This is a genomic window from Achromobacter sp. 1012554356 (genome assembly GCF_059760815.1).
On sequence record NZ_JCBANC010000009.1, the window covers coordinates 17,162 to 35,849 of the forward strand.

General features: G+C 66.3%; 14 protein-coding genes. 10 read left to right on the forward strand and 4 right to left on the reverse strand.

Translation table 11 applies throughout. From position 1 onward, the window contains the following. Positions 1-7: 7 nt before the first annotated feature. The 5 genes from AC6LJW_RS06170 (at position 8) to AC6LJW_RS06190 (ending at position 6,186) form a co-directional block, all read left to right on the forward strand. A complete protein-coding gene (locus AC6LJW_RS06170) occupies positions 8-1,405 on the forward strand; it encodes a phosphomannomutase/phosphoglucomutase (protein WP_427986024.1) in 1,398 nt (465 codons plus the stop codon). A 13-nt stretch (positions 1,406-1,418) separates the two neighbouring features. Then, positions 1,419-3,086 (forward strand): glucose-6-phosphate isomerase, encoded by a 1,668-nt coding sequence (gene pgi, locus AC6LJW_RS06175; protein WP_056563292.1) that lies wholly within the window; start codon positions 1,419-1,421, stop codon positions 3,084-3,086. Positions 3,087-3,098: 12 nt separating this feature from the next. Next, complete coding sequence (galE, locus tag AC6LJW_RS06180) at positions 3,099-4,181, forward strand: UDP-glucose 4-epimerase GalE (protein ID WP_498086774.1); 1,083 nt, start codon at positions 3,099-3,101, stop codon at positions 4,179-4,181. Positions 4,182-4,363: 182 nt separating this feature from the next. Then, the gene (gene epsC, locus AC6LJW_RS06185; RefSeq protein ID WP_056563286.1) at positions 4,364-5,311 is read left to right on the forward strand and encodes a serine O-acetyltransferase EpsC; all 948 of its coding nucleotides are present in this window, start codon (positions 4,364-4,366) and stop codon (positions 5,309-5,311) included. A 56-nt stretch (positions 5,312-5,367) separates the two neighbouring features. Then, entirely contained in the window at positions 5,368-6,186 is an 819-nt protein-coding gene (locus tag AC6LJW_RS06190) for an NAD-dependent protein deacetylase (RefSeq protein WP_498086775.1), read from the forward strand. Between the two features lie 160 nt (positions 6,187-6,346). On the opposite strand, the gene AC6LJW_RS06195 is transcribed toward AC6LJW_RS06190, so the two are convergent. Continuing rightward, positions 6,347-7,201 (reverse strand): inositol monophosphatase family protein, encoded by an 855-nt coding sequence (locus AC6LJW_RS06195; RefSeq protein ID WP_498086776.1) that lies wholly within the window; start codon positions 7,199-7,201, stop codon positions 6,347-6,349. A 296-nt stretch (positions 7,202-7,497) separates the two neighbouring features. Here AC6LJW_RS06195 and AC6LJW_RS06200 point away from each other — a divergent pair, with 296 nt between their 5' ends. Beyond that, on the forward strand, positions 7,498-8,274 hold the full coding sequence (locus AC6LJW_RS06200) for a hypothetical protein (protein WP_056563278.1): 777 nt from the start codon (positions 7,498-7,500) through the stop codon (positions 8,272-8,274). 93 nt (positions 8,275-8,367) lie between these two features. On the opposite strand, the gene AC6LJW_RS06205 is transcribed toward AC6LJW_RS06200, so the two are convergent. Continuing rightward, positions 8,368-9,837 carry an NAD-dependent succinate-semialdehyde dehydrogenase gene (locus AC6LJW_RS06205; RefSeq protein WP_056566761.1) on the reverse strand — a complete coding sequence of 490 codons (1,470 nt, stop codon included), beginning with the start codon at positions 9,835-9,837 and terminating at the stop codon, positions 8,368-8,370. 142 nt (positions 9,838-9,979) lie between these two features. Next, positions 9,980-11,242: a 4-aminobutyrate--2-oxoglutarate transaminase gene (locus AC6LJW_RS06210; RefSeq protein ID WP_056563276.1), complete on the reverse strand. Its 1,263-nt coding sequence runs from the start codon at positions 11,240-11,242 to the stop codon at positions 9,980-9,982. Positions 11,243-11,338: 96 nt separating this feature from the next. On the opposite strand from AC6LJW_RS06210, the gene pdxR reads away from it, so the two are divergent. After that, positions 11,339-12,850 (forward strand): MocR-like pyridoxine biosynthesis transcription factor PdxR, encoded by a 1,512-nt coding sequence (gene pdxR / locus AC6LJW_RS06215; RefSeq protein ID WP_369818950.1) that lies wholly within the window; start codon positions 11,339-11,341, stop codon positions 12,848-12,850. A gap of 312 nt (positions 12,851-13,162) precedes the next feature. Here pdxR and AC6LJW_RS06220 read toward each other — a convergent pair whose 3' ends face one another. After that, positions 13,163-14,077, reverse strand: coding sequence for a DUF72 domain-containing protein (locus tag AC6LJW_RS06220; protein WP_056563274.1), 915 nt, complete (start codon positions 14,075-14,077; stop codon positions 13,163-13,165). Positions 14,078-14,191: 114 nt separating this feature from the next. Here AC6LJW_RS06220 and AC6LJW_RS06225 point away from each other — a divergent pair, with 114 nt between their 5' ends. The 3 genes from AC6LJW_RS06225 (at position 14,192) to AC6LJW_RS06235 (ending at position 18,568) form a co-directional block, all read left to right on the forward strand. Then, the gene (locus AC6LJW_RS06225) at positions 14,192-16,321 is read left to right on the forward strand and encodes an ATP-dependent helicase (RefSeq protein WP_498086777.1); all 2,130 of its coding nucleotides are present in this window, start codon (positions 14,192-14,194) and stop codon (positions 16,319-16,321) included. A gap of 84 nt (positions 16,322-16,405) precedes the next feature. Next, positions 16,406-17,416, forward strand: a complete 1,011-nt coding sequence (locus AC6LJW_RS06230; protein WP_498086778.1) for a magnesium and cobalt transport protein CorA — start codon at positions 16,406-16,408, stop codon at positions 17,414-17,416. Between the two features lie 420 nt (positions 17,417-17,836). Next, complete coding sequence (locus AC6LJW_RS06235; protein WP_498086779.1) at positions 17,837-18,568, forward strand: thermonuclease family protein; 732 nt, start codon at positions 17,837-17,839, stop codon at positions 18,566-18,568. The last annotated feature ends 120 nt before the right edge of the window (positions 18,569-18,688 follow it).

Consider the following 18,688-nt stretch of genomic DNA (forward strand, 5'->3'; position numbering starts at 1 on the left):
AACTGGCATGCACGGAACTTTTGGCTGGGACACGCCGCAAATTCTGGACGCGGTCTTCAAGGCCTATGACATACGGGGAACGGTACCGGATGAATTGGATGCACGGTTTGCCCACAGCCTGGGGATGGCGGTGGGCGCCAAGGCGCACGCACAGGGGGTGCGGTCGATCGTGGTGGGGCGGGACGGCAGGCTGAGCAGCGTCGAGCTGTCCGCGGCGCTGCAGGCCGGGCTGCGCTCCGCCGGCATGCACGTGATCGACATCGGCATGGCGACTACGCCCATGGTGTATTTCACGGCCCGGTTGATGGACACGGGGACCGGCATCGCGGTGACGGGCAGCCACAATCCGCCCACGCACAACGGCTTCAAGATCGTGATGGAAGGCAACTCGCTGTACGGCGACGGCCTGACGGCGCTGCGCGACGCGATGCGCCAGCCGATCGACTCCGCGCCGACGCCCGGCGGCCGCACTCAGATGCAGATCACGCCGTGCTACGCGGCGCGCCTGGTGGGCGACATCCGCATGGCTCGGCCCATGAAGATCGCCATCGACTGCGGCAGCGGGGTGGCGGGCGCGGTGGCGCCGGCGCTTTTCCGGGCGCTCGGCTGCGAGGTGACGGAGCTGTTTTGCGAGGTGGACGGGTCATTTCCGGGGCATCACCCCGATCCGGCCGATCCGCACAACCTGCAGGACCTGATCTATTGCCTGCGCTATTCGGACTGCGAGGTCGGACTGGCGTTCGACGGCGACGGCGACCGGCTGGGCGTCGTCACAAAATCGGGACAGATCATCTGGCCGGACCGCCAGCTGATTCTCTTCGCCCGCGATGTGCTGGCGCGCAACCCGGGCGCCGAGATCATCTACGACGTCAAATGCAGCCGCCACGTGGCGCGCGCCATCACCGAGGCGGGCGGCAAGGCGACCATGTGGAAGACCGGGCATTCCCTAATCAAAGCCAAGATGCGCGAGTCGGGAGCGCTACTTGCTGGAGAGATGAGCGGCCACATTTTTTTCAAGGAGCGCTGGTATGGCTTTGACGACGGCATCTACGCCGCCGCCCGCCTGCTGGAAATCCTCTCGTCGGCGCCGGACCCCTCGGCTTTGCTGGAAAGCTTGCCGCAGTCCTGCGCCACCCCCGAATTGAAACTGGAGACCACGGAAGGCGTTGAGCTGGTTCAGGCGTTGCGCGATCAAGGGGAGTTCCCGGGCGCAGTGTCGATCAACGAGCTCGACGGGATCCGTGTGGACTACGCAGATGGCTTTGGCCTCGCGCGGCCGTCCAACACCACACCAACGGTGGTACTCCGGTTCGAAGGAGACAACGTGGCCGCGCTGGCTCGTATCGAGGAGGACTTCCGCAACGCGTTCAGGCGCATTGCACCTCACATTCGTTTACCGTTCTAAGGAGCATCACGCGATGGGAAAGGCTCAACAGTCGATTGAGGCGTTAAGGGCAGACTCCGGACTGGCAAACAGCCCCGAGTGGGTGGCTTTCGCGCAGGCTGCGCAAAACGCTGAACTGGACGCCAGTGCGCTCAAAGTGATCGAAGCGGCCGGATTGTGCGTGGACTTGACCATGCAACGCCAGTCGGCGTCGCTGGACGGCGCGGGACAGGCGCTCTTGCAGGCGCGCGGACTGGACGAGGCGCGCCGTGCGCTGTTTGCCGGGGAACCGGTCAACTGGACTGAAAACAGGGCGGCATGGCATACCGCGCTGCGCGCGGGGCGTACCCGCGAGCAGCCGGAAGGGCAGGACGCGGATTCCGTTTGCGAGTATTCGCGCATGACCGACTTCGTGCGGCGCGTGGACCAGACGGCAGACTTCTCCACCGTTCTGCACATCGGTATCGGCGGCAGCGACTGGGGCCCGCGCCTGGCGGTGCAGGCCTTCGGCGGACCGTTGCAACGGCGGCAGATCCGTTTCGTGTCCAACATTTGCGGCCACGCGTTCCATGACGCCGTGGCCGGGCTGGACCCGCGCCGCACGCTGGTCGTCATCTCCTCCAAATCCTTCACTACCGCAGAGACGCTGCACAACGCCCGCGCCGCCATCGCCTGGCTCAAGCAGGGGGGCGTGGCCGACGTGTCCGACCATCTGGCGGCCGTCACCGCCAATGCGCCGGCCGCGCGCGCACTGGGCGTGCCGTCCAGCCAGGTCTTCAAGATGTGCGACTGGGTGGGCGGACGCTATTCCGTCTGGTCGGTGGCCGGCCTGTCGATCGCGCTGACGGTGGGCGTGGACGTGCTGATCGGCATGCGGGCGGGCGCCGAGGCCATGGACCAGCATTTCCTGCAGACGCCGTTTGCGTCCAATGCGCCGGTGCAGCTGGCGCTGGCCGGCTTGGTCAATTGCAGCGTGCTGGGATTCAACTCGCTGAACGTGGCGGCTTATAGCGGACGCCTGCTGCATCTGGTGACCTATCTGCAGCAGCTTGAGATGGAATCGCTGGGCAAGCGGGTCGCCGGCGACGGCACCGCGGTCGGCGTGCCGACGGCGCCCATCATCTGGGGCATGCCGGGCACCGACGGCCAGCACACCTTCTTCCAGTGGCTGCATCAGAGCGAGGAAGGCGCGCCGGTGGACTTCATCGCCAGCCTGCAAGGGCACACGGACAGCCCCGATGCGCATCGCATGCTGCTGGCCAACTGCCTGGCGCAGCGCCAGGCGCTGCTGCGCGGCAAGAGCCTGGAGCAGGCGCTGCTGGACGTGGCGCACATCGACAACCAGGAGCGCGCGCTGACGCTGGCGCAGCACATGGTGCATCCGGGCGGCCGGCCGTCGACGCTGATCGTCTTGCGCCAGCTTGATCCGCGCGGTCTGGGCGCGCTGCTTGCCCTGTATGAGCACAAGGTGTTCGTGCAGAGCGTGGTCTGGGGCATCAATCCCTTCGACCAGTACGGCGTTGAACTGGGCAAGCGGCTTGCCAGCGGCATCGAGCGCGAGCTGGCGGTGCCGGTGTCGGCGGGCGTGGTCGATTGGGGGCATGACGCCTCCACGTCGTACTGGATCGACCGCTACCGCAGCCATGCGCAAGCCCCGCGTCCGCGCCATGCGTGGGTGCCCGGCATGACGGCCCATCTCTGACGGAGCGTGGACATGCCGGACACGCAAGTGTTGGTGACGGGCGGCGCCGGCTACATCGGTACGCATACGCTGGTGGCGATGATCGCCGCCGGCCTGCGGCCGATCGTGCTGGACAACCTCAGCAACGGCAGCCGCGAGGCCGTGCGCCGGGTTGAACAGCTTTGCGGCACGCCCATCCCGCTGATCGAAGGCGACATCCGCTCGCGCGGCCTGGTGGCCGCCGTGCTGGCGGATGCGGCCGCGCGAGGCACGCCGGTTCAGTCCGTGCTGCATCTGGCCGGCTGCAAGGCGGTGGGCGAATCGGTGGCGGACCCGCTCAAGTACTACGACAACAACGTGCAGGGTTCATTGGTCCTCTTGCGCGCCATGCGCGAGACGGGCGTGTCGCGGCTGGTCTTCAGCTCGTCGGCCACGGTCTATGGCGAGCCGCAATACCTGCCATTCACCGAGGCACATCCGCTGGCGCCGGCCAATCCGTATGGCCGCACGAAGCTGATGGTCGAGGACATGCTGCGGGACGTGTGCGTGGCGGATCCGGCGTTCAGCGCCGTCACGCTGCGCTACTTCAACCCGATCGGCGCGCATCCCAGCGGGATGATCGGCGAAAGCCCGCGCGACCTGCCCAACAATCTTTTTCCGTTCATCACGCAAGTGGCGGTGGGACGCCAACCGTTCCTGCGCGTCTTCGGCGACGACTACGACACGCCGGATGGCACCGGCGTGCGCGACTATCTGCACGTCATGGATCTGGCGCGCGGCCATGTGCAGGCGCTGACCTACGCGGACAGCCATCCCGGCTTCGTGGCGGTCAACCTGGGCACGGGACAGGGCACCAGCGTCATGGAACTCGTGCGCGCGTTTGAACGGGTCAACGGCTGCACGATCCCGCTGCGCATCCTGCCGCGTCGCGCGGGCGACGTCGAGCGCATGTGGGCCGATCCTGCGTTGGCGGCATCGCTGCTGGGCTGGCGCAGCACGCACGACGTGGAATCCATGTGCGCGGACGGCTGGCGCTGGCAGCAGGGCAACCCGCAAGGGTATGAGGCGGAGCCGGGGTTGGTCTCGGTCTCCGTCTCGGTATCGGCCGCGGCATAACCCCAACGCCGTGTCGGAGGACTTCCGGCGGATACGCCAGAGCGGTTACAGTTGACGGAATTATTGCGAAGCAGCATTCCCCGGGGCATGGCGCCGGGGGCTTCGCACCGTCAGCGAGGCAAAACCATGTTCGTTATCCATCCGTCTGCCGGAACTGCCGGCTCCCCGTCCGGAGCCCGGCAATGAGCGGCCCCAGCTATTTCCCCACGGCGCACTGGAATCTGGACGGCATCGTGTCCGGCCTGCGCGATGCGCGCGTCGCCTGGCGCGGACCGCGCGGCCGGCTGCGCGACGACGCCGGCCTGCGTGAGTTCCCTTCGCAGGAAAGCCTGCGCCAGATCGTCAAGGACCTCTGCGGCGCCTTGTTCCCGATGCGCCTGGGTCCCATCGACCTGCGCGAAGAGGTCGAGGACTTTTACGTCGGCCACACCATCGGCGCCGCGCTCGATGCGCTTTTGCACCAGGTCTGTCTGGAGCTGCAATACGAGGGCCGGCATGATGCGGCCCAGCACGCGGACACCCAGCAACGCGCCACCGAGATCGTGCGCCGCTTTGGCGCCGAGCTGCCGGCCGTGCGCGCCGCGCTCGATCTGGACGTGATGGCCGCCTACCAGGGCGATCCGGCCGCGCACAACGTGGACGAGGTCCTGCTGTGCTATCCGGGCGTCGCGGCCATGATCCATCACCGCCTTGCCAACGTCCTGTACCGCCTGGGTGTGCCGATGCTGGCGCGCATCGTGGCCGAGATCGCCCATGCCGACACCGGCATCGACATCCACCCGGGCGCGACCATCGGCCGCAGCTTCTTCATCGACCACGGCACGGGTGTGGTGATCGGCGAAACCGCCATCATCGGCGACCGCGTGCGGCTCTACCAGATGGTCACGCTGGGCGCCAAGCGTTTCCCGCCCGGCGAAAATGGCGAACTCAAGAAAGGCCTGGCGCGCCATCCCCTGATCGAGGACGACGTCGTGATCTACGCGGGCGCCACGATCCTGGGCCGCGTCACCATCGGCAAGGGCTCGACCATCGGCGGCAACGTCTGGCTCACGCGCAGCGTGGCGCCGGGCAGCAACGTGACGCAGGCCAGCCTGGTCAGCGACATGCCCGATTGCGGGCTGGGCGGTTGAACGCTGCGGGCCGCGCGGCATGATGGGCGCACGGCGGCGGGACTGAGGAGCGAGGATTGGATACAGCACTTCCGGAGCTGGCCGCGCTGCGCGGCTTCATCGACCGCCATCCGCGGCTCTTCGTCCTGACCGGGGCCGGGGTCAGCACCGATTCCGGCATCCCCGACTACCGCGATACCGAAGGCGAATGGAAACGCCAGCCGCCCATGACGCTGCAAACGTTCATGGGTGCTGAGCTTTCGCGGGCGCGTTATTGGGCGCGCAGCATGGTGGGCTGGCGCCGCTTTGGCCACGTCAAACCCAATGCGTCGCATCTTGCGCTGGCTCGCCTGCAGGACCGGGGTCACGTCGCCGTGCTGGTAACGCAGAATGTGGACGGCTTGCACGAGGCCGCGGGCAGCCGCGATGTCGTGGACCTGCACGGACGGCTGGATGCCGTGCGCTGCATGAACTGCGATTGGCGCGGCGGCCGCCACGACTGGCAGGAAAAATTGCACGCGTTGAATCTGGACTGGATGCAGCTTGAAGCCAGCGACGCGCCCGACGGCGACGCCGATTTGGACGGCCACGATTTCTCGCGGTTTGCGGTGCCGCCGTGCCCGCGCTGCGGCGGCATCGTCAAGCCCGACGTGGTGTTCTTCGGCGAGACCGTTCCGCGCGAGCGCGTGGAGCGCGCCAACGCCGGCCTGGATAGCGCCGACGCCGTCCTGGTGGCGGGCTCATCCCTGATGGTGTATTCCGGCTACCGATTCGTGACGGCTGCCTCGCGCATGGGCCTGCCGATCGCCGCCATCAACCTGGGACGCACCCGCGCCGACAGCCTGTTGACCCTGAAAGTGGAACAACCCTGCGCACTGGCGCTGGAAGCGCTTTAGAAAGAAGCGGCGGCGGCCGGTTTTTGACCGGTCTAAGCAAGTGCTTGCCCGGCAACGGTTTTTTTGGCCGGTTACAGACCTTTCCATAGGGTTGTCCACAGGAACTGGGGATAACTCCTAGGGATAACCCCAGTTTTTTGGGGTGATCCCGACGGCGTTGTCAAGTCTCAGTGCCTTCCAATGCGTCCCCTAACAGCGCCTTGCGCGCCGCGTGCCAGCTTCCGGCGTCGGGCGCATAAAGCAGGCCACCCGTGCGGTGCGTGGGCTTGTAGGGCGAACCATCGAAATGCGCCGCATAGCCGCCCGCTTCCCGGTGCAGCAGCCAGCCCGCGGCGTGGTCCCACGCGGTGAGCTGGTTGTACAGCGCTACATGGCAATGGCCGGCCGCGAGCATGCGGTATTCGTGCGCTGCGCAGCGCAGCGAGGCGGTGCTGCCCAGCCGGGACAGGTTGCCGTTGACGGTGGTGCGCAGCGGCTCGGGCAGGGCGCCGGTGGAGATCAGGCCGTCCATGTCTTGCGGGGGCGCGGGACTGGCGACGGCAAGCGGCACTCGCTTGCCGTTCTCGAATTCCAGCAAGGCGCCTTCGCCGCGCACGGCCAGCGCGCTGTCGCGGCTGACCGGGTCGTAGATCACGCCGGCGATCACGTCGCCGCGATGGCAGGCCGCGATCATCATGCCGAACAGCGGCAGGCCCGCCACGTAGTTGCGCGTGCCGTCGATGGGATCGATCAGGAAGGCGAGGTCGGCGTCGACCAGCATGTTCAACAGGGCGGGATTGCGCGCGGAGGCTTCCTCGCCGATCAGCACGGCGCCGGGATGCAGCTTGGACAGGCGTGCGGCGATCAGGCGTTCGGCGGCTTCGTCGGCATCGGTGACCAGATCGCGCGGCGAGCTTTTGCCCCGCACTGCGCCTTCGGGCAGGTTGCGAAAACGCGGCATGACCTCGGTCTGCGCGGTTTCCGCCAGGATGGCCGCCAGCTTGCGGGTGTCCTCAAGGGTGAAAGTTCTGCTCATACGGACTCGTCCACGGAACGCGCAAATCTAACATGCCCGGATGGTATCCGATCGATCGGTGCGCGCGCATCGGCCGTGTGTCCACCGGATGGCCTGCGCCGCGCAAGGCAGGGCGGCTGCGCCAGCCATACCCTGACAGCCGCATCTGGCGCCGCGTGGCGGTTTTTTCTAGCCTTGCCTCGTTCGCCGTATCTACGTGAGTTTTTGCCCGATGGGACTGCGTTTTTTACAACGCCCCGCCGGCGCACCGGTTTCGTCTCGCCCACGTTTCCCTATCACGTTGCAGAGGTGACGCCATGCTGAAAAAACATGCCGCAGTTGGCCTCGTGCTGACCGCGATCGCACGTGCCGCGGCTGCGGAAGACGCTGCCCAGGCCAACAACCCGTTGGCCAACATGACCGCATTCAACCTTCAGAACTACTACATCGGCGATCTGTCCGGCTTTCAAGACAGCGCGAATCAGTTCTGGGTGCGGTATGCGCAACCGTTTTCGTTGGGCAAGACGGACTGGATCTTCCGGGGATCGCTGCCGATCAACAGCTTTCCCACCACGCCGACCGGCAGCCAGAAGACCGGCACTGGCGATCTCAACATGTTCGCCGCCTATCTCATCGACGTGGGTAATCCCGATGTGAGTTTCGGCATCGGTCCGCAGATCACCGCGCCAACGGCCAGCAAGAAGGAGTTGGGCAGCGAGAAGTGGTCCGCGGGATTGGTGAACGTGCTGTTCGACGCCAGTTCGCGCAAGTTCCAATATGGCTATCTGCTGACGTGGGAAGCCAGCTTCGCGGGCAGCAGCAACCGCTCACGCGTGAACATCGGGGCGTTTCAGCCGTTCGCGTTCTATCAGCTTGGCGGCGGCACGTATCTGCGCTCGACGCCGATCTGGTCCTACAACTTCCAGAACGACGCCTACAGCATTCCCATCGGGCTCGGCATCGGCCAGGTGGTTCGGCGCGGCCATACGGTGCTCAATTTTTTCCTGGAACCACAGGTGTCGGTGGCGAGCCGGGGGCCGGGCCAGCCGGAGTGGCAGGTGTTCTTCGGCATGAACATGCAGTTCACGAAGTAACCCGTTGGCGGGCGACGCGCTGCGTGGCGGCGGGCCCGCCGTGCAGCGCGTTTGCCGCAAACGCGCGCGGCGTTGCGCCGCGCGTGCCGGACTTCATGCGCCGAGGTCGACGCAGAGGTATTTGATCTCCAGGTACTCTTCGATGCCGTACTTGGAGCCTTCGCGGCCCAGGCCGGATTGCTTGACGCCGCCGAAGGGGCCGACTTCGTTGGAGATGAGGCCGGTGTTGATGCCCACGATGCCGTATTCCAACGCTTCGGACACGCGCCAGATGCGGGCGTAGTCGCGCGTGAAGAAGTAGGCGGCCAGACCGAAAATGGTGTCGTTCGCCATGCCAATGACCTCGTCTTCCGATTCAAAGCGGAACAGCGGCGCGACGGGACCAAAGGTTTCCTCGCTGGCAAAGCGCATCGATTGCGTCACGTCGCGCACGACGGTCGGTTCGAAGAACGTGCCGCCCTTCGCGTGGGGCTTGCCGCCTGCGATCACCTTGGCGCCGTGGGCCGTGGCGTCGGCGATGTGCTCCTGCACCTTTTCGATGGCGTTCTTGTCGATCAGCGGACCTTGCGTCACACCGTCTTCAAAGCCGTCGCCGACCTTCATGGCGTTGACCTTGGCGACCAGGCGCTTGGCGACTTCCTCGTACACGCCGGCTTGTACATAGATGCGATTGGCGCACACGCAGGTCTGGCCGGCGTTGCGGTACTTCGAGGCCAGAATGCCGTCGACCGCGCGGTCCAGGTCGGCGTCGTCGAACACGATGAAGGGCGCGTTGCCGCCTAGTTCGAGCGACAGCTTCTTGATGGTGGGCGCGCACTGCTCCATCAGCGTACGGCCGACTTCGGTCGAGCCCGTGAAGCTCAGCTTGCGCACCACGTCGCTTTCGCACAGCGCCGCGCCGATGTCGCGCGAGCTGCCCGTGATGACGTGGAACACGCCTGCCGGCACGCCGGCTTCTTCGGCCAGCACGGCCAGCGCCAGCGCGGTCAGCGGCGTCTGCTGAGCGGGCTTGACGACCATGGTGCAGCCGGCGGCCAGGGCCGGGCCGACCTTGCGGGTGATCATCGCGGCCGGGAAGTTCCACGGCGTGATCGCGGCGGTCACGCCGATGGGCTGCTTGAGCGCCATCAGGCGCTGGCCGGCCTTGGGGCTTTGCAGGATGTCGCCGTCGATGCGCTTGGCCTCTTCGGCAAACCATTCCAGGAACGACGCGGCGTAGGCGATTTCGCCCGCGGCTTCGGTGACCGGCTTGCCTTGTTCGGACGTCATGATGGCCGCCAGGTCTTTCTGGTGCTGCATCATCAGCTGCGCCCACTTCAGCAGGATCGCGGCGCGTTCCTTGCCAGTCTTGGCGGCCCACGCGGGCAGCGCGGCCTGGGCGCTGGCGATGGCCTGCTCGGTTTCCTTGCGGCCCAGCTTGGGCACCGACACGATGGTCTTGCCAGTGGACGGATTGTCGACGGGGATCGATGCGCCTTCGCCGGCGCCGACCCACTTGCCGTCGATGTAGCAGGCGTCGCGCAGCAGGTCGGGACGGGCGAGGGGATGGGACAGTGCTGTCATGTTGGAAGTCTCCTTGATGGTGCGGCGGGCCAAGCGATTGCGGGCGTGGCAGGCGTGCGGCCTGTTCATCAAGCCGCCTGCCTGCTACGCCCGCAATCGTTGTTCCTGCCAGCCGAATAACCGGTTATTCAGGGCCTTTGCCTCAAGCGGCAAGCGCCTCGGACAGGATGTCCAGCGCGCGTGCGAACTGGGCGTCGGGAATGGTCAAGGGATACAGGAAGCGCAGGACGTTTCCGTATACACCGCAGCTTAGCAAAATCAGGCCGGCGTCGAGCGCGCGCTGCTGCACGCGCTTGACGGCTTCGGCGTCGGGCTTGCCGGCCGCGTCGTTCAGTTCCAGCGCGACCATCGAGCCCAGGCCGCGCACGTCGGCGATGCCCGGAACCTTGGCGCGCAGGCCTTCCAGATGCGCGCGCAGCTTTTCGCCCAGTTGGGCGGCGCGTTCGCACAGCTTTTCTTCAGCGATGACGTCCAGCACGGCGTGCGCCGCGGCCACGGCCAGCGGGTTGCCGGCGTACGTGCCGCCCAGGCCGCCCGCGGCGGGACCGTCCATGACGTCGGCGCGGCCGACGATGCCCGAGATCGGGAAGCCGCCGCCCAGGCTCTTGGCCATGGTGATGATGTCGGCCTGCACGCCGTGATGTTCCATCGCGAACAGCTTGCCGGTGCGGCCAAAGCCCGTCTGGACTTCGTCGGCGATCAGCAGGATGCCGTGCTCGTCGCAGACCTTGCGCAGCGCGGTCATCAGTTCGGGCGGCGTGATGTTGAAGCCGCCTTCGCCCTGCACGGGTTCAATGATGATGGCCGCGACGCGCTTCGGATCGATGTCGACCTTGAACAGCAAGTCCAGCGCCTTGAGCGAATCGGCCACGCTGATGGACTGCGTGGCGTTGGGGAACGGCACGTGATAGATGTCGCCCGGCATGGGACCGAACGACAGCTTGTAGGGAGCGACCTTGCCGGTCAGCGCCATGCCCAGCATCGTGCGGCCATGGAACGAACCCGAGAAGGCGATGACGCCCGAGCGGCCGGTGGACGAGCGCGCGATCTTCACGGCGTTCTCGACGGCTTCGACGCCGGTCGTAAAGAAGGCGGTCTTCTTCAGGCCGTCGATGGGGGCGAGGCGGTTGATGCGCTCGGCCAGCGAGATGTAGCCTTCGTACGGCACGATCTGATAGGCCGTGTGCGTGAAGTTGTCGAGCTGCGCGGCGACCGCGGCCTTGACCTTCGGGTGCAGGTGGCCCGTGTTCAGGACGGCGATGCCGCCCGCGAAGTCGATGTATTCCTTGCCTTCGGCATCCCACAGCGTGGCGTTTTCCGCGCGCACGGCGTAGAAGTCGCACATGACGCCGACGCCGCGCGGCGTGGCCAGGGAACGGCGGGTATTCAGATCCTGATTCTTCATCTCGGTCTCGATGAGAGTGATGGGCGGTAAAGCACTTATTTAATGCTACGATGGCCCCACTTGTGGGAACCACTTTAATAAATTAGGTAGAACCAATTGCGGTCCATCGTCGGTGACTTGCTGCTGCTGCGCCTGGCCGACGGCGCCAGCGAGCCCATGAACAAGCGGCTCTACCGCGGCATCCGCGAAGCGATCCTGGATGGATCCATTGCCGCGGACTCGCGCCTGCCCGCCACGCGCGACCTGGCGGCGGAGCTGGGCATTGCCCGCAACACCGTCGTCCACGTCTACAGCCAGCTGCTGGCCGAGGGCTACACCCGCAGCCGGCAGGGCAACGGCACCTTCGTCAATGCCTCGGTGCCGGATTCGTATCTGGCCAGCGGCCGCCGCGCGCGCCAGGCGCAGCAGGCGTCCTCGCGTCCGGCCCTGTCGCCGCGCGGCGCGGCCATCGTGGATGGCGTGTCGGCCTCGCCGTACCAATGGGGCGCGTTCATGCCGGGGGTGCCCGACCTGACCGAGTTTCCGCACAAGAAGTTCGGCCGCATCTTCAGCGCGCTGTGGCGCAATCCCGCACCGGACCTGCTGACCTATTCCTATGGCGGCGGCCTGCCGGCGCTGCGCGAGGCGCTTGCGCAGCATCTCGCGCTGACGCGGTCCATCGACTGCGACCCGGAGCAGATCATCATTACCGAGGGCTCGCACCAGGCCATTGACCTGACCACGCGCATCCTGGGCGAGGCGGGCGAAACGGCATGGGTCGAGGACCCGGGCTACTGGGGCGCGCGCACCATCTTGCAGGCCAACGGTCTGCGAACGGTGCATCTGCCGGTGGACGAAGAAGGCATGCGGGTGCCGGACACGGTGGACACGCCGCCGCGATTCATCTTCGTCACGCCGTCGCATCAGTACCCGCTGGGGCCCGTGATGTCGCTGGCGCGCCGGCGGCAGTTGCTGGCAGTGGCGCGGCAGTGCGGCAGCTGGATCATCGAAGACGACTACGACAGCGAGTTCCGCTTCTCCGGGCGCCCGATCGCGTCGCTGCTGGGCCTGGAGTCCGACGCGCCCGTGATCTACATGGGGACCTTCAGCAAGACGCTGTATCCGGGTCTGCGCGTGGGCTATCTGGTGCTGCCCAAACCACTGACGGCGGCATTTCAGGCGGCGCACGCGGAGCTGTACCGCGAGGGGCACCTGATGACCCACGCGGCGCTGGCCACGTTCATTTCCGAGGGCCATTACGCGGCGCACATCCGCCGCATGCGCATGCTGTACGGCCGCCGCCGCGCCATGCTGGTCAACCTGATCGAGCGCCGGCTGGGTCCGGACTGGCTGCATCGCGATGCCAGCATGGCAGGTTTGCATCTGGTGCTGACCTTGCCGGAGGACATGGACGACCTGCGCGTCGTCGAGGTGGCGCGCAGCAAGGGCGTGCTGACGCGTGCGCTGTCGCGCTACTACGTCAACGAGGAAGGGCGCCGGCCCGGGCTGCTGCTGGGTTATGCCTGTGTGCCGGAGCACGACATCGCGCGCAAGTTTGAAGTGCTGCTGGAGAGTCTGGCGGAAGTGGCGCGGCCGGCGGCGCGGACTGCGGCGAAGGCGGGTGTTTGACACCCGAGAGCAAAGGTTGGCGCTTTATCGGCCGGTGTCAGACACCCATGTGGCACGGCGTTGGATTGAAGCGTTTCTCTGTGGGTGTCAGACACCTTGCATGTGGGCCACTACCTGGGTGTCTCGGCCGGTGTCAGACACCCATGTAGCACGGCGTTGGATTGAAGCGTTTCTCTGTGGGTGTCAGACACCTTGCATGTTGGCCACTACCTAGGTGTCTGACACCCGTTGAGACGCGGCTGCGCACTGCGGATCATTTTCCCGGGTGTCTGACACCGGCCCAACCGAACGTGCCGGCCGTCAGGCACCCATTCAAATGCCCGGCAATTGCAGCGCCGACGCGAAGGCCGCCGCGTTGCGCATGCCCTGGTCTTCGAAGTTGGTGTTGAACACCGCATGCGCCTGCGCCGATTGTGACGCCAGCCGCGTGAAGCGGGCGACCAGTTCGGCCAGTTCCGCTTCCGAGTACTCGTACTGAAACCGTCCCGACGACGCCGGGCCGGACGCATTCCACTTGGCCGCATTGCGCCCGTGCAGGCGCAGCAGGGTCAGGTCGGGGTGGGTGCTTTCCCAGACCGCGGGCACGGTGTTCTCAAAACCCTGCGGCGCGTCGACAACCGTGTGCACCACACCCAGATCCCTTTCGAAGGCCAGCGTGTCCGCGGTGGCCGCCGGGGTTTCGAACCAGCTGCGATGGCGGAATTCCACCGATACCAGATGCTCCTCCATCCGCCGCGCGCAATCCGCCACGCGCGCCATGCCGCGGGCGTCGCGCCGTACCCACGGCGGAAACTGGAAATGCACCGCGCCAAGCTTGCCCGGCATCCGCAGCGGCTCGACGGCAAGCTGGTAGCGCCGCCAGAGTTCGTCGCGCAGGTCGGCCGGCATGCGGTCGTGGTAGATGATGGGCTCCGGCCAATCCGCCAGTTCGCGCCGGATGTCGCCGGGCAGGGCAGTGAGCGGCGTCTGGTGGCCAGTGAACAGCCGGAACGCCTTGATGTTGAAGACGAAATCGTCCGGCGTGCGGGTGGACCACAGGTAGGCGTTGTCCGGCGTGGGCATCGCGTAGAAGCTGGCGTCGACCTCGGCCAGCGAAAAGCGCGACGCATAGAACCGCAGCCGGGATTCAGCGCTGCGCGCATCGGGCGGATAGAAGCGGCCGCAGGCCAGCAGGGTGGGGTCGGTCCAGGAGGCGGTGCCGGTCAGGATGCGAGGGAAATCGGACATGGCGCCGGGGCGTTCAGACGAAAGGTCAAAAATTCTGTATAAATATACAGTGTTCATCCGGAGCCAGCCCTGGCTCCTTCCTTTTTTGCGGCCGCAGCGCTGCGGCTCCGCGACATGCCAGACCAAGATCAAATTCCCTGCACGCCCGACAACCACCTGACCGCCGCCCGTCCGGCCGAGCGGCCCGATCCGCTGGCCGACCTGAATCCCGCGCAGCGCGAAGCCGCCGAGTTCGGCGTGGCCGGCGCGCCCGGCAACGACGGCCCGCTGCTGGTGATCGCGGGCGCGGGGTCGGGCAAGACCAATACGCTCGCGCATCGCGTGGCGCACCTGATCCTGAACGGGGCGGACCCGCAGCGCATCCTGCTGCTCACGTTTTCGCGCCGCGCCGCGCTGGAAATGGAGCGGCGCGTGGGGTCGGTGCTGCAACGGGTGATGAACCTGCGGTCGTCGCAGCAGGCGCCGTCGCTGCCTTGGGCGGGCACGTTCCATGCGATTGGCGCGCGCCTCTTGCGCGATTGCGCGCTGCGCATTGGCCTGTCCGAAGCATTCACCATCCATGACCGCGGTGACGCCGAGGACCTGATGGGCATGGTGCGCCACGAGCTGGGCCTGTCCTCCACCAAGTCGCGCTTTCCGCTCAAGGGAACGTGCCTGGCGATCTATTCGCGCGTGGTGAACAGTCAGACGCCGGTGGGCGACGTGCTCAAGACGTCCTTTCCGTGGTGTGCCCAATGGGAGGACGAGCTCAAGAACCTGTTCCGTGCATATGTCGCGGCCAAGCAGGACCAGCAGGTGCTCGACTACGACGATCTGCTGCTGTACTGGTCCGAAATGATGTCGGATGCGGAGATCTCGGCGGACGTGGGCGCGCGCTTCGATCACGTGCTGGTGGACGAATACCAGGACACGAACCGGCTGCAGTCGGACATTCTGCTGGCCATGAAACCCGACGGCCGGGGGCTCACCGTGGTGGGTGACGACGCGCAGTCCATCTACTCGTTTCGCGCGGCCACGGTGCGCAACATCCTGGACTTTCCCAACCTGTTTCCCGCGCCCGCGCGCGTCATCACGCTGGACCGCAACTATCGGTCCTCGCAACCCATCCTGACCGCCTCCAACGCCGTGATCGCGCAGGCGACCGAACGCTATGCCAAGGACCTGTGGACGGACCGCAAGTCCTCGCAGTTGCCCGAACTGGTCACGGTCAGCGACGAAGCCGGCCAGGCGCGTTGGGTGGCCGACCAGGTGCTGGCGCAGCGCGAGGGCGGCGCGACGCTCAAGTCGCAGGCGGCGCTGTTTCGCACCGCCAGCCACAGCGCCGCGCTGGAACTGGAACTGACCCGCCGCAACATTCCCTTCGTCAAATTCGGCGGATTGCGTTTCCTGGAAGCGGCGCACGTCAAGGACCTGCTTTCGATCCTGCGCTGGGCCGAGAACCCGCGTGGCCGCATGGCGGGTTTCCGCGTCGCGCAGTTGATGCCGGGCATCGGCCCGGCCACGGCGGGCAAGCTGATGGACGCCATGTCCGCGTCCGCCGAGCCGCTGCGCACGCTGCGCGAATTCAAGCCGGGCGCGGCAGCTCAGGAAGAGTGGGGCGCCTTTGCCGACACGTACGCCGCTTTGTGCGACCCCACGCTGAAGTGGCCGGCCGATGTGGACCTGGCGCTGCGCTGGTACAGCGGCCAGCTCGAACGCCTGTACGACGATGCGCGCGTGCGCAAGACCGACCTGGACCAGCTCGTGCGCATCGCTTCGGGCTATCCGTCGCGCGAGCGCTTCCTGACCGAGCTGACGCTGGACCCGCCCGACGCCACCAGTGACGAATCCGGCGCGCCGCTGCGGGACGAGGACTACATGATCCTGTCCACGATCCATTCGGCAAAGGGGCAGGAGTGGAAGGCGGTCTATGTGCTGAATGTGGTGGACGGCTGCATTCCGTCCGACATGAGCACCGGCACGGCCGAAGAGATCGAGGAAGAGCGCCGGCTGTTGTACGTGGCCATGACGCGCGCGAAGGAACGGCTGCAGCTCGTTGTGCCGCAGCGCTTCTACGTGCACCAGCAGACGGGCATGGGTGACCGCCACGTCTACGGCTCGCGCACCCGGTTCATCACCAACGCCATGCTGCCGCTCTTCGACCATCTGCCCAAGCTCCCAGACCTGCCGGCCGGACGGGGCGAGCCGCGCGAGCCGCAGGCGCCGCGCATTGATGTGGCCAAGCGGGTACGCAACCTCTTCTGAGCGGTCGGTCCACCCGCGGGCTGGGCTATCATCGGCCGATAAACACAAGCTGTGCGGCAGGGATCGATTTGTCCGAGGATGTCTATGTCTACTGAAGTGCAAGCCGCCGATGCGCCCAAAGGCGAGGTCGTGGCATCGATCGCCTACGTGAACGGACGGCGGGACCGCGAGGTCCCCATCGAAGAGGCCGGCCAGTACGTCGCCCAACGGCAGGGCCAGAGCATGTTGTGGATCGGGCTGCGCAATCCCAATCCGGACACGCTTGCCAAAGTGGCGCGGGAATTGGGCGCCTGCGACAAGAATCAGGAAGAGATGCTGGAAACGCACCGGCGGCCGAAGATCATCGACTACGGCAACATGATTCTCATCGTCGCCGCGACGGTCGAGGTCGAAGCCGAGCGTCCGATCTTCGGCGAGACGCAGTTCCTGATCGGCGACGGTTTTCTGGTCACGGTGCGGCGCGGCGCCACCGCCGGGCACAGCCCGCTGCGAGAGCGTCTGGAAGCCTCGCCCGACCTCCTCAAGCGCGGCAGCGATTATGTGGCGTCCGAGCTGCTGGACTGGCTGGTGGATCGCTATGTGGCGGCGGCCGTCAAGATCGAAAGCGTCGTCGAAGGCGCCGAACAGAAGCTGTTGATCCGCGGCGCCAAGGACTCGGACATCCGCAGGCTGTACCGGCAGCGCCGCGACCTGCTGCGCATCCATACCGTGGTGTCGCCGCTGGCCGAGATCTGCCGCAGGCTGGCGCGCGTCGAGATGTCTGCGGTCGACGAACATGCGCGGCCTTACTTCGGTGAAGTGGCGGATCGCGTGTTGCGCGTGGATGAGCTTTTCAATTCGCTGCGCGAGTCGCTGGCGTTCGCCTTTGAAGCCAGCCTGATGATCGGGCAGGCGGCGCAGAACGACACCACCCGCAAACTCGCGTCCTGGGCCGCCATTCTTGCCGTCCCCACAGCCATTGCCGGCATCTACGGCATGAACTTCGAGTTCATGCCGGAACTCAAGACCCCATGGGGCTATCCGATCACGCTGGGCGTCATCGCGTCGGTTTGTTCGGTGCTGTATTGGCGGTTCCGGAAGTCGGGCTGGTTGTAAGGGGTGGGACTGGGGTTTGACGTGCTGGGGAGATGGTGTTCTTGCCCCGGTGTCTGACACCCTGGTGAGATGACCTTGGGTTTGTAGCGGTGTGCCTGGGGTGTCAGACACCTCCAAATGAGAGGTGGTGTTCTTGCCCCGGTGTCTGACACCCTGGTGAGACGACCTTGGGTTTGTAGCGGTGTGCCTAGGGTGTCAGACACTTCCAACTGCGGTGGTGTTCTTGCCCCGGTGTCTGACACCCTGGTGAGACGACCTTGGGTTTGTAGCGGTGTGCCTAGGGTGTCAGACACCTCCAAATGAGAGGTGGTGTTCTTGCCCCGGTGTCTGACACCCTGGTGAGATGACCTTGGGTTTGTAGCGGTGTGCCTAGGGTGTCAGACACTTCCACGCCAGTGTCGGACTCCAGCATCCAGGCGAATGCGGCGAGCTTCCTTGTGGCAAACTCGCTTTCGTTTTCCCTCTGGAGTCCCGCCGGTGCGTGGCAAATCTCCCTTTCGTGGCGGCAGCAAGCTGACCGCCCTTGTCGTTGCCCTGGTTCTGGCGGCGGCGGGTGCCATCGTGAACTGGCTGCAGCCGCAGGATTCGGCACCGCAGCGCCCGGGGCCGACGGCAAGCGGCAAGCCCTCGGCGCCGGCGGGTGGCAAACCGTCGGCCGTGGCGCCCGCGGGTGGTGTGCCGCCGGGGAGCTACACCCTGACGGGCACGATCGTGAATGTGGCGGACGGCGACACCGTGACGCTGCGGGCGCCGGACGGGCAGCGGCGCATCCGGATGGACAGCATCGACGCGCCGGAAGAAGGCCATGGCACGGATCAGCCCGGCCAGCCTGACGCCGAGGCCGCGCGCAAGCACCTGGCGGGTCTGGTGGCCGGCAAGACGCTCACCGCGCAGTGCTACGAGCAGGATCAGTATGGCCGCGATGTCTGCGCGCTGATCCTGGACGATGGGCGCTCCGCCAACCGCGTGCAGGTCGAGGCGGGCTACGCCTGGGCCTATACGGCCCGCAAGGGCGATTACCTGCGCGACAAGGCCATGCCGGACCTGCAGCGCCAGGCCAAGGCAGCCGGCCGCGGGTTGTGGGCGCGTCCGGATGCCATGCAGCCCTGGAAATGGCGCTACGACTGCTGGCGGCAACGCCAGTGCGGCTGAGCGTCGCCATCCCGACCCGCTCCCGCCCGATTCGCCCGCTGCGCCTCTAAGGGCATGCCGGGGTATTTCCCCAGCCCCCCATTTGCTATCCTCTGTCGCTACGAAACGAAGGGAAGGTTT